Source organism: Pseudarthrobacter sp. TE3704 (assembly GCF_056279405.1).
On the sequence record NZ_JBWCCJ010000002.1, the window covers coordinates 594,526 to 606,251 of the forward strand.

The 11,726-nt window shown below is 66.1% G+C and carries 9 protein-coding genes and 1 riboswitch; of the genes, 3 read left to right on the forward strand and 6 right to left on the reverse strand.

The window, feature by feature from the left end:
* Window positions 1–86: 86 nt before the first annotated feature.
* Complete coding sequence (locus tag ACZ9BC_RS06785) at window positions 87–1,169, reverse strand: amidohydrolase family protein (RefSeq protein WP_476245261.1); 1,083 nt, start codon at window positions 1,167–1,169, stop codon at window positions 87–89.
* Window positions 1,170–1,245: 76 nt separating this feature from the next.
* A riboswitch (TPP riboswitch) is annotated at window positions 1,246–1,353 on the forward strand.
* Here ACZ9BC_RS06785 and thiC point away from each other — a divergent pair.
* Window positions 1,348–3,183, forward strand: coding sequence for a phosphomethylpyrimidine synthase ThiC (gene thiC, locus ACZ9BC_RS06790; RefSeq protein WP_476245262.1), 1,836 nt, complete (start codon window positions 1,348–1,350; stop codon window positions 3,181–3,183). Its footprint overlaps the riboswitch before it by 6 nt.
* 71 nt (window positions 3,184–3,254) lie before the next feature.
* On the opposite strand, the gene ACZ9BC_RS06795 is transcribed toward thiC, so the two are convergent.
* Window positions 3,255–3,989, reverse strand: a complete 735-nt coding sequence (locus tag ACZ9BC_RS06795; protein ID WP_476245263.1) for an alpha/beta fold hydrolase — start codon at window positions 3,987–3,989, stop codon at window positions 3,255–3,257.
* A 101-nt stretch (window positions 3,990–4,090) separates the two neighbouring features.
* Window positions 4,091–5,674, reverse strand: a complete 1,584-nt coding sequence (gene ffh / locus ACZ9BC_RS06800; protein ID WP_079598956.1) for a signal recognition particle protein — start codon at window positions 5,672–5,674, stop codon at window positions 4,091–4,093.
* Window positions 5,675–5,758: 84 nt separating this feature from the next.
* Between ffh and ACZ9BC_RS06805 the strand changes: the two genes are divergently transcribed.
* Window positions 5,759–7,171: a glucose-6-phosphate dehydrogenase gene (locus tag ACZ9BC_RS06805; RefSeq protein ID WP_476245264.1), complete on the forward strand. Its 1,413-nt coding sequence runs from the start codon at window positions 5,759–5,761 to the stop codon at window positions 7,169–7,171.
* Window positions 7,172–7,288: 117 nt separating this feature from the next.
* Here ACZ9BC_RS06805 and ACZ9BC_RS06810 read toward each other — a convergent pair whose 3' ends face one another.
* Both ACZ9BC_RS06810 and ACZ9BC_RS06815 read right to left on the reverse strand, forming a co-directional pair.
* Window positions 7,289–7,627 (reverse strand): P-II family nitrogen regulator, encoded by a 339-nt coding sequence (locus ACZ9BC_RS06810; protein ID WP_015937412.1) that lies wholly within the window; start codon window positions 7,625–7,627, stop codon window positions 7,289–7,291.
* Entirely contained in the window at window positions 7,624–8,988 is a 1,365-nt protein-coding gene (locus ACZ9BC_RS06815) for an ammonium transporter (protein WP_476245265.1), read from the reverse strand. The genes ACZ9BC_RS06810 and ACZ9BC_RS06815 overlap by 4 nt, the downstream gene beginning before the upstream one ends.
* A 226-nt stretch (window positions 8,989–9,214) precedes the next feature.
* Between ACZ9BC_RS06815 and ACZ9BC_RS06820 the strand changes: the two genes are divergently transcribed.
* Window positions 9,215–10,462 carry an MFS transporter gene (locus ACZ9BC_RS06820; RefSeq protein ID WP_476245266.1) on the forward strand — a complete coding sequence of 416 codons (1,248 nt, stop codon included), beginning with the start codon at window positions 9,215–9,217 and terminating at the stop codon, window positions 10,460–10,462.
* 28 nt (window positions 10,463–10,490) lie between these two features.
* Here the strand turns inward: ACZ9BC_RS06820 and ftsY are convergent, their stop codons facing one another.
* Window positions 10,491–11,696 carry a signal recognition particle-docking protein FtsY gene (gene ftsY, locus ACZ9BC_RS06825; protein ID WP_476245267.1) on the reverse strand — a complete coding sequence of 402 codons (1,206 nt, stop codon included), beginning with the start codon at window positions 11,694–11,696 and terminating at the stop codon, window positions 10,491–10,493.
* Window positions 11,697–11,726 lie beyond the last annotated feature (30 nt).

The following is an 11,726-nucleotide window of genomic DNA, read 5'->3' on the forward strand; positions in this document are numbered from 1 at the left end:
GGCGGCCGCCGGGATGGGGCGGCCTGTCACAGTTAAAATTACTTGAAGCTTCAATTTATTCCAAGTGCTTCGACCCGGAAACCTGCTCAGCGGATGATGCGGCCTCCCAGCACCACATGTGACAGTTGACTGACCGCCCGGGGAACCGTCAGCGGATCCTCGCTGCAGAGGACGACGTCGGCGCGCGCACCCTCGTGCAGGCCGTCCGCGCCGAGCCACTCGCGGGCTGACCAGCAGGCTGCGTCCAGTGCAGCAGCCATAGGCAGCCCGGCCTCATGCAGGGCCAAAATCTCGTCCGCGATTCTTCCGTGGTTGATGACGCTGCCGGCGTCCGTGCCGGCGAAGATCCTCACGCCGGCCCCGTAAGCTTCCGCCACCCGCTCCATCCGCCGCTCCCACAGCGCCAGCATGTGGTCCGCGTACCGCGGAAACTTGGGCCGGGCCTGGGCGGCGATGTCCGGGAACGTCGCGATGTTGATGAGTGTGGGGACGATCGGCACTCCCTGTTCGGCGAACCGGGGAAGATGCCGGGGCAGGAGTCCGGTGGCATGCTCAATGCAGTCGATGCCGGCGTCCAGCATCTGGTCCAGGGTGTCCTCAGCGAAGCAGTGGGCGGTGACCCGGGCGCCTTCGTCATGCGCCGCCTGTACCGCGTCCCGCACGACGGCGGAGGGAAAGGACGGCGCCAGGTCACCAATGCCGCGGTCAATCCAGTCCCCCACGAGCTTGACCCAGCCGTCGCCGTCGCGTGCCTGCTTGCGCACGGCTTCCACAAGGCCTTCCGGTTCCACCTCGTCGGCGAAACCGCGAAGATATCGGCGGGTCCGGGCAACGTGCCGTCCAGCGCGGATCAGCACCGGGAAGTCCCGGCCGCCCTGCATCCAGCGGGTGTCGGCCGGGGAGCCGGCATCCCTGACCAGCATGGTGCCGGCCGCCAGGTCTGCCCGGGCCTGGTCTTCGGCGGCAGCAGCGTCCACCGGGCCGCCGGGTCCGAGCCCGATGTGGCAGTGGGCATCCACGAAACCTGGCAGGACCCAGCCTTCCAGCACCTTGTCCGGCACCTGCTGCGGGCGTGTGAAGGTCAACAGCCCGTCAATGGACCACAGGCCCCGCCGCTCGCTGTCCGGCCCGGCAAGCACCGGGCCGCTGAATTCGATGATCTCCGGCATTGGACTCCTTTTCCCGCCAGTCAGGCTAGCACCGGCCATGTGACAAGCCCCTCCCGCAAGGCTGTGGTAGCTTTCTTCCTGACCACACGGGTGCCCCTGCAGGGGCTGAGATCGGGCTGACGCAGCCTGCGACCGTTGAACCTGTCCGGGTAATGCCGGCGAAGGAAGTGAGTATTCCTTGAATACACCCAATGAACAGCTGGACCCTGCCCTGAATCAGTCCCGCGAAAGCGTGGCCGGTGGGGCGGCGGAAGCCCAGGTTACCCAGTCCCTGACGTCGCATTCGCTGGCGTTCATCGAAGACGCGGAGTCGGGAATCCGGGTACCCGTAACGGAAATTGCCCTGGAGCCTTCCCCCAACGGGGAACCGAACGGACCCTTCCGGACCTACCGGACGGCCGGACCCGGCAGCGATCCGGTACGCGGCCTCAGCCCCTTCCGGTCCGAATGGATCGTGGCGCGGGGAGACACCGAAGCGTACGGCGGCAGGGAGCGGAACCTGCTCGACGACGGCCGCTCGGCTGTCCGCCGCGGCGCCGCCTCCGCGGAGTGGCAAGGGGCTCAGCCGGTGCCCCGCCGCGCCGTCGAGGGCAAGACGGTAACGCAGATGCACTACGCCAGGCAGGGCATCATCACCCCCGAGATGCGCTTCGTGGCGCTGCGCGAGAACTGCGACGTTGAGCTGGTCCGCAGCGAAGTCGCGGCCGGGCGGGCCATCATTCCCAACAACATCAACCATCCCGAGTCAGAGCCGATGATCATCGGTAAGGCCTTCCTGGTCAAGATCAATGCCAATATCGGCAACTCGGCCGTCACCAGCTCCATTGCCGAAGAAGTGGACAAGCTGCAGTGGGCCACCCAGTGGGGGGCCGACACCGTAATGGACCTGTCCACCGGCGATGACATCCACACCACCCGGGAGTGGATCATCCGCAACTCCCCCGTCCCGATCGGCACCGTGCCCATCTACCAGGCATTGGAAAAGGTCAACGGGGAAGCCAATGCGCTGACCTGGGAGATTTTCCGCGACACCGTGATCGAGCAGTGCGAGCAGGGTGTGGACTACATGACCGTGCACGCCGGCGTCCTGCTCCGGTATGTTCCGCTGACCGCCAACCGGGTCACGGGCATCGTCTCGCGGGGAGGCTCCATCATGGCGGGCTGGTGCCTGGCCCACCACCAGGAAAACTTCCTGTACACGCACTTCGACGAGCTGTGTGAGATCTTCGCCAGATACGACGTCGCATTTTCCCTCGGCGACGGCCTGCGGCCGGGAGCTACGGCGGATGCCAATGACGCTGCGCAGTTCGCGGAGCTGGACACGCTGGCCGAGCTCACCCAGCGGGCCTGGACATATGACGTGCAGGTGATGGTGGAGGGCCCGGGGCACATTCCGTTCCACCTGGTCCGGGAAAACGTCGAACGGCAGCAGGAACTCTGCAAGGGAGCACCGTTTTACACCCTGGGGCCGCTGGTCACGGACGTGGCTCCGGGTTATGACCACATCACGTCAGCGATCGGCGCCACGGAAATCGCCCGGTACGGCACGGCCATGCTGTGCTACGTCACGCCGAAGGAACACCTGGGCCTGCCCAACAAGGACGACGTGAAAACCGGTGTCATCACCTACAAAATCGCCGCCCACGCCGCCGACATTGCCAAGGGCCACCCGGGGGCGCACGAGCGGGATGACGCGCTGTCCAAGGCACGCTTCGAGTTCCGCTGGCGGGACCAGTTCGCGCTGTCCCTGGACCCGGTGACGGCCGAGGCTTTCCATGACGAGACTCTTCCCGCGGAGCCGGCCAAGACTGCCCACTTCTGCTCAATGTGCGGGCCAAAGTTCTGCTCCATGCGGATCAGCCAGGACATCCGTGACGAATACGGGTCCGCCGAGGCGCAGGCTGCCCTGGCTGAGGCGGCCTCAGGCATGCGCGCGAAGAGCCGGGAGTTCATGGCCGCCGGGGCCAAGGTGTACCTGCCGGAGCTGAACGTTCCGGCAGCGGGACGTAGCTGACTCCCCTCGAGTTTCCCGTCCGGCCGGCAATTGGGGGCCGGCCGGACGGGAAGGCTGCGTGCCCTCCGGGGTCAGGAGGCCCTGGCAGGCTCGGTCCTGCTGACCTCGCTGATGAAGGAGCGGATGGCGCGGTCGCCGTCCCGTGAGTCGTGGGGCCGGTGGCCCCCGGCAGCAACGCGGTGCAGGGCGCCCGTCTCACGGAGGTAGCCGGCGATCTCCTCATAGAGGGGCTCCCATCCCCCGGTCAGGACCAGGGTGGGGACGCCCGGAACGATGTGCAGCGGTGCCTCCCACGACGGTGACTGCAGCCGCAGCCGCCTGGCCGAGCGCTTCTCCTCGGCAGTGACCGGCTCCTGAAGGTCCGTGGCGTAGACCCGCCGGACGAACTCCCGCTGGAAATCCTCGTCGCTGAGTTGGCGGCGGACATCGAACAACGGCTGCATGAGGCGGATATGGGCCGCTGTCGCCGGCAGTTCCGCGGTAAGGGAGAGGCACGCCGGCTCCACGAGGGTCAGCGAATAAACGAGGTCGGGCCGTTCGACGGCGGCCGTCATGGCGGCGATGGCCCCTTGTGCGTGAGCCACGATGTGTCCGCCCGCGGCACCACGGCCGTCGTCCGCCAGGGACCGCAGCACGATGGCCGTGTCCTCGGCGAAGGAGGACTCCACGGGTTCGGCGACGGGATCGTACCCGTGGCGGCGCAGGAACAGTGCGTCGTAGGACAGCGCCATGCCGTGTTGGCGCGGCCAGGCCGCGGCGCCGAAACTCCCGGCGCCGTGCACGAACACTACCCTCTGCTTGAACATGACCCAACCCTATTCCACGGCGCCGGCAACCCCTGCAAACGGCAGCAGGTGTCGTTTTGAGCCCTCAAAACGACACCTGCTGCTACCTGGTTTGGATGCTGTTACTTGCCGAGGAACTTGTCGAAGCCCTTGGGCAGGTTCAGCTGGGACGGGTCGAAGTCGCCGCCCTGCTGGCCGAAGGCCGCGCCGGTGGGCAGGGCCTTGGCTGCATTGGCACGGCGTGCTTCGGCGTCCTTGCGCTCCTGGGCGGCCTTTGCAGGGTTGCCAGACTTTGCCTTCTTCTTCGGTGCGTTCTTGGCGTTCTTCCGGGCTCCGCCGCCCGCCCCGGGCATTCCGGGCATCCCGGGCATTCCCGGCATGCCGCCCTGGGCCATCTTCTTCATCATCTTCTGGGCCTGGGCGAATCGTTCCAGCAGGCCGTTGACCTCGGAAACGTGCACACCTGAACCGCGCGCGATGCGGGCGCGGCGGGACCCGTTGATGATCTTGGGCGCAACGCGCTCGTGCGGGGTCATGGAGCGGACAATCGCCTCCACGCGGTCAATCTCGCGCTCGTCGAACTGCTCCAGCTGCTGGCGGATGTTCTGCGCGCCGGGCATCATCATGAGCATCTTCTTCATGGAGCCCATGTTGCGGATCTGCTGCATCTGGGCCAGGAAGTCGTCCAGGGTGAAGTCCTCCTGGTCGGCGAACTTCTTCGCCATCCGGGCAGCTTCATCCTTGTCCCAGGACTTTTCGGCCTGCTCGATGAGCGTGAGGACATCGCCCATGTCCAGGATGCGCGAGGCCATCCGGTCCGGGTGGAACAGCTCGAAGTCGTCAAGGCCCTCGCCGGTGGAGGCGAACATCACGGGCTTACCGGTGACCGACGCGACGGACAGCGCGGCACCACCGCGGGCGTCGCCGTCGAGCTTGGACAGGACGATGCCGGTGAAGTTGACGCCTTCGTCGAAGGCGTGCGCCGTGTTCACGGCGTCCTGGCCGATCATGGCGTCGATGACGAACAGGACTTCGTTGGGCACGATGGCGCGGCGGATCTGGCGTGCCTGTTCCATCATGTCGGCGTCGACGCCGAGGCGGCCGGCGGTGTCAACGATGACGACGTCGTGCAGCTTCTGGCGGGCTTCCTCGACGCCGGCGCGCGCCACCGCCACGGGGTCACCCGCAGGGTGTTCAAGTTCGGACGAGGTGGCGCCCGGATGGGGCGCAAACACCGGTACGTTGGCGCGCTGGCCCACCACCTGCAGCTGGGTGACGGCGTTGGGGCGCTGCAGGTCACAGGCCACCAGCATGGGGCTGTGGCCCTGGGCCTTCAGCCACTTGGACAGCTTGCCGGCCAGGGTCGTCTTACCGGCGCCCTGCAGGCCGGCCAGCATGATGATCGTGGGGCCGTTCTTGGCGAGCCGGATGCGGCGGGTCTCGCCGCCGAGGATCTCCACGAGTTCCTCGTTGACGATCTTGACGATCTGCTGGCTCGGGTTCAGTGCGGCCGATACCTCGGCGCCCAGGGCGCGTTCGCGGACCCGCCCGGTGAATTCCCGGACAACGGGGACTGCAACGTCGGCGTCCAGAAGGGCGCGGCGGATCTCGCGGACTGTTGCGTCGACGTCGGCCTCGGTGAGGCGGCCTTTGCCGCGGAGATTCTTGAAGGTTGCTGTCAACCGGTCAGAGAGTGAATTGAACACGCGCCGTGCACTTCTTTCAGTGGATGATCGGGACTCGACTATCTAGGGTACCAAGTCGGGCACCCAAGATGGCATGCTGGCAAAATGACGAGCCAAACAACTGTAAGAACCCTGCTCATCCTCGGTGCCTCCGGCGATCTCACCGGCCGGCTCCTCCTGCCCGGGCTGGCGCGGCTGGTGGCGAAGGGCCGCGCCGCAGGGCTGCGGCTCGTCGGGGCGGGATCTGATCCGTGGACCCCGGAACAGTGGCGGGAGAGGGTGCATTCGTCGTTTGCTGCAACCGCCGAAGCCGCAGCCGCCGAGGGACAGGAAGCGCTTCAGGCGCTCGAAAAGGAAACTGTCTACCATCAGCTGGACGTCACCGCCGGCGGCGGCCTTGCCGCACTACTGCGCAGCCTCGAGGGGCCCGTGGCCGTCTATTTTGCGCTCCCCCCGAAGATCAGCCAGCTCGCGTGTGAGGCCTTGCAGCCCGAGGACGTCCCGGACGGGACGCGGCTGGTGATGGAGAAACCGTTCGGGTCGGGCGAGGAATCCGCACGGTCCCTTAACCGGACCCTGGTGCGGCTGGTGCCCGAGGACCACATCCACCGGGTTGACCACTTCCTGGGCAAGGCCACCGTGCTGAACATCCTGGGCCTGCGCTTTGCCAACAACTTCCTTGAGCCCGTCTGGAACCGCCACCACATTGAAAAGGTGGAAATCATCTTTGACGAGGACCTGGCGCTGGAAGGGCGGGCGCGCTACTACGACGGCGCCGGCGCCCTCCGGGACATGATCCAAAGCCATCTGCTGCAGATCATGGCCCTGATGGCCATCGAGCCGCCGGCCACCGTGGGCGAGCGGGACCTGCGCGATGCCATCTCCGCCGTCCTTCGGGCCAGCAGCGTCCGTGCCCCGTTCGCCGCCTCCACCCGCAGGGCCCGCTACACCGCAGGCTCGGTGGCAGGAAAAGCGGTGCCGGACTACGCCAGGGAGGAGGGAGTGGACGCGGACCGCGGAACCGAAACCCTCGCGGAGATCCAGATTGGAATCGACAACTGGCGCTGGAAGGATGTCCCTTTCATCCTGCGTTCCGGAAAGGCGTTGGGAGCCAAGCGCAAGGAAGCCGTGGTCACCTTCCGCCCGGTCCCCCACCTGCCCAAAGGCTTCACGGGCGTGGACTCCCCAAACCAGCTGCGGATTGGCTTCGGCCCGGACACCCTGCAGTTCGACGTCGATGTCAACGGCCCCGGAGACATCTTCAGCCTGAGCCGGGCCACCCTTCAGGCCGAACTGAGTGCCTCCGAACTCCTCCCCTATGGGGAAGTCCTGGAGGGCGTGCTCGCAGGTGATCCCCTGCTGTCGGTCCGCGGCGACACCGCGGAGGATTGCTGGCGGATCGTTGAGCCGGTGCTTCTGGCCTGGCAGCGCAACGACGTCCCGCTTGAGGAGTACGACGCCGGTTCCGCCGAGCCCGCTTCCTGGCACACCGCAGGGCGCGCTGACAGCGGGTCCTGAGGACCGGGCGGACGACTTACGGCGCTTCGCTGTTAAAGGCGGAGCGGGCAGGAAACCTTCCGGTTTCCTGCCCGCTCCTGCTTTGCTCTTCAGGTTTCGGGAGAAGACGCTTCAGCCCTAGATGGCGGCGACTCCCCGTTCACCGGTGCGGACCCGGACGGCTTCGAAAACGTCCATGGTCCATACCTTGCCGTCGCCGGCACGGCCGGTGTTGGAGCTGGCAATGATGACGTCCAGGATGTCGTCAGCCTGTTCGTCCGTGGCCAGCACCTCCACCCGGATCTTCGGCAGGAGATCCACATTGTACTCCGCACCACGGTAAACCTCGGTGTAGCCCCGCTGCCGGCCGTAACCGCTGGCCGCGCTGACCGTCAGGCCCTGTACGCCGTAGGCTTCCAGTCCTTCCCGGATGGCTTCGAGCTTTTCCGGCCTGACGATAGCAGTAATCAGTTTCATGCCCCCACGCTTTCCTTGCCTGTTGCTGATTCGTTCTTCTGGGCAGCCGTTGCGGGCTGGTCAGAGGTGTCCTGCTGGTTCTTGCCGGTGATCATGTCGTGCAGCGGCTGGAAGCTTCCACCGTGGCCGCCCACACCGAACTCGTAGGCGGTCTCGGCGTGCAGGCTGAGGTCCACACCCACCGTTTCCTGTTCCTGCGAGACGCGGAAGCCCATGGTCTTGTGGATGGCGAAGGCGATGATCGCGGTCAGGATTGCCGAGTACGCGATGGCGATGCCTGCCGCTGCCAGCTGTGCCCACATCTGGGTCATGCCGCCGCCGTAGAAGAGGCCGCCGCCCACACCGTCTGTGGGCAGTGCGATGAAGCCGAGGGCAACGGTGCCGATGATGCCGGACACGAGGTGGACGCCTACAACGTCGAGCGAGTCGTCGAAGCCCCAGCGGAACTTCAGGCCAACAGCCAGGGCAGAGGCGACACCGGCCACGACGCCGAGGCCGAGGGCACCGACCGGGCTGACGTTGGCGCACGCCGGGGTGATGGCCACCAGGCCGGCGACCACACCGGAAGCGGCGCCGAGGGAGGTGGGGTGTCCGTCACGGATGCGTTCGGTGACGAGCCAGCCGAGCATCGCCGCTGCAGGAGCCGCGAGCGTGTTGACCCAGATGACGCCGCCCTGTTCAGCAGAGGAGGCAAGGCCGCCGTTGAAGCCGAACCAGCCGAACCACAGGATGGCTGCTCCGAGCATCACGAACGGGATGTTGTGCGGGCGGTGGTTGGGGTCCTTGCCGAAGCCCTTGCGGTTGCCGATGATCAGGACGAGGATCAGGGCCGCCACACCGGCGTTGATGTGGACCACGGTGCCGCCGGCGAAGTCGATGGCCGGGCCGAGGGCCTGGCCAATCGCGCCTTCCTCACCGAAGAGGCCGCCACCCCACACCATGTAGGCGAGCGGGCAGTACACGAGGGTCACCCACACGGGCACGAAGACGCTCCAGGCGCCGAACTTGGCGCGGTCAGCGATCGCACCGCTGATCAGGGCCACAGTGATGATGGCAAAGGTGGCACCGTAGCCGACAAGGATAAGGCCGTCCGGCGTGTCTGCCGTGTTGACTCCTTCGAGGCCAAAGCTGGTGAACGGGTTGCCGACGATCTGCAGGAAGCCCTCACCGCCCGTCATGGAGTAGCCCCACAGTACCCACACAACGCTCACGATGCCGATGGAGATGAAGCTCATCATCATCATGTTCAGTGCTGCCTTGGCACGGGTCATGCCGCCGTAGAAAAATGCCAGGCCCGGTGTCATAAACAGCACGAGTGCTGCCGCCACCATGAGCCAAACGTGACCTGCGGTAAGTTCCATGGTGCACGTCCTCTCTCATCGAATGTTGCGGAATCCTCCGCCTGCCAACGCCTTTTTGCGTCCTGTAAAAATTGTGTCGGCGGCGTGTTTCGCCCGGAGAGGATTTAGATTGCCGCTCTGTTACAAGAACCTCTAGGAAGTAAATGGTGCATATCCGGGTTGTTACGGTTGTGTTTCACCACTCCCGCCGGACCCCGGCCGCACTCTCTGCAAGGAACTCCGCTTCATGACTGCAACACCCCGCGTGAGCGGCGCCACATCAAGGATCTTGGCGCGCCTTCGGCCGCGACGGGAGAAGCTTCCGCGAGACATCAAGGTGATGCTCGCCGCCGCATTCCTGATCGCGCTTGGATTCGGGCTTGTTGCGCCCGTATTGCCGCAATTCGCCACAACCTTTGGCGTGGGAAACACCGAGGCGGCGGTGATCGTGGCGATTTTTGCCTTCATGCGGCTCGTTTTTGCTCCGGCAGGCGGCACCCTGATCGGCCGGCTGGGCGAACGGCCCGTTTACGTGGCGGGCCTGTTGATTGTGGCGGGGTCCACGGCGGCGTGCGCCTTTGCCCAGGACTACTGGCAGCTGCTGCTTTTCCGGGGGCTGGGAGGTGCCGGTTCCGTGATGTTCACCGTCGCATCCATGGCTCTGGTGATCAGGCTGGCGCCCCCGGAGAGCAGGGGCAGGGTGTCCGGCGCCTATGCGTCAGCGTTCCTGATCGGCAACGTCTGCGGTCCGATCGTGGGCGGCCTCTTGGCCGGTTTCGGGCTGAGGATCCCATTCCTGGCCTACGCCGCGGCCCTGGTGATCGCCGCAATCGTGGTGCAGACCCAGTTGAGCCACCAGCGCCGCGGGTCCAGGGAATCCCGGGAAAAGGCGCCGGACATGCACTTCGGCGAGGCTCTGCGGACCGGAGCCTACCGGTCAGCCCTGATTTCCAGCTTCGCCAACGGATGGGCCACGTTCGGGGTGCGCATGGCCACCGTTCCCCTGTTTGCTGCGGCTGCCTTTGGCTCCGGCCCGGAAGCGGCAGGGCTGGCGCTTGCGGTCTTCGCCGCCGGAAACGCAGCCGCCCTGACGTTTTCCGGGCGCCTGGCCGACAGCTTGGGGCGCAAGCCGATGATGATCTGGGGCCTGCTGGTGGCCGGTCTCGCCACCGCCGGCATCGGCTTCACGTCTGACCTCGCCTGGTTCCTGGCAGCCTCGGCGCTGGCGGGTGTGGGATCAGGCCTGTTTGGCCCTGCCCAGCAGGCCGCCGTCGCCGACGTGATCGGCAACGGGCGGTCCGGCGGGAAGGTGCTGGCCGTCTACCAGATGACGTCCGACGTCGGCGCAATCGTTGGGCCTGTCCTGGCGGGCGTGCTTGCCGACCGGCTGGGCTTTGGCTGGGCTTTCGGCGTGACCGGCGGCATCATGCTGGTGGCCGCGTTCGCCTGGTTTGCCACCCGGGAGACCCTCCAGTCCGCCAGGACCCCGGGCTGACCCGGACAGGATCCGGGCAGGCGGGTTATCAGTTCAGCAGGGCGTCAACAAAGCCTTCTGCCTCGAACGGGGCGAGGTCGTCGGCGCCCTCGCCGAGCCCGATCAGCTTCACGGGAACGCCGAGGCTCTTCTGGATGGCTACCACAATGCCGCCCTTGGCCGTTCCGTCCAGCTTGGTCAGGACAATGCCGGTGATGTTGACCACCTCAGAGAAAACCCGTGCCTGGTTCAGGCCGTTCTGGCCGGTGGTGGCATCCAGGACGAGCAGGACCTCGTCAACTTCGGCGAGCTTTTCGATGACGCGCTTGACCTTGCCGAGCTCGTCCATCAGGCCGACCTTGTTCTGCAGGCGTCCGGCGGTGTCGATCATCACGACGTCCACTTCCTGGTCGATGCCTGCCTTGACCGCCTCATAGGCGACGGACGCAGGATCCGCGCCGTCGACGTCGGACTTGACGGTGGGGACGCCAACACGCTGGCCCCACGTGGCAAGCTGCTCAGCGGCTGCGGCGCGGAAGGTATCGGCGGCACCCAACAGGACGTCCTTGTCTTCGGCCACCAGCACGCGTGCCAGTTTGCCCACGGTGGTGGTCTTTCCCACACCGTTCACGCCCACCACCATCATGACGGCGGGCTTGTCGGCGTGGCGCTGAACGTTGAGGCTGCGGTCCATGGTGGGGTCCACCAGCTTGATGAGCTCCTCGCGGAGCAGTTTCTTGACGTCCTCCGGGGTCCGGGTGCCCAGTACCTTGACCCGCTCGCGCAGCGCATCCACCAGCTGCATGGTGGGCTCGGTGCCAAGGTCTGCCAGAAGGAGCGTTTCCTCTACTTCGTCCCAGACGTCCTCGTCGATTTTGTCGCTGGAGAGCAGCGCCAGCAGGCCTTTGCCCATGATGTTGTTGGAGCGGACCAGCCGCTCCCGCAGGCGCATAAGCCGGCCCGCCACGGGCAGCGGGGTTTCCACCGGAATGACTTCCAGCCCGGCGGCGGTGTCGGGAACAGTGGTGGCATCCAGGTCGTCGAGGGCGATTTCCTCCGGTGCCTTCCGGTCCGCCACCGCCGGGCCGTCAGCCACCAGGGTGCTGCCGCCGGACCGGATTTCCGGATCGTTGGCGTCACGGGTACCTGGGTACCTGGTGATGTTCTTCCGAGTCTTCAGCAGGACAGGAATCAGCCCGCCGATAACCGCCAGGGCAGCAACAATGGACAGGATAATGGGAAGGATGTCATTCACTCCCCTAGCTTCTCACAAACGGAACAGGCG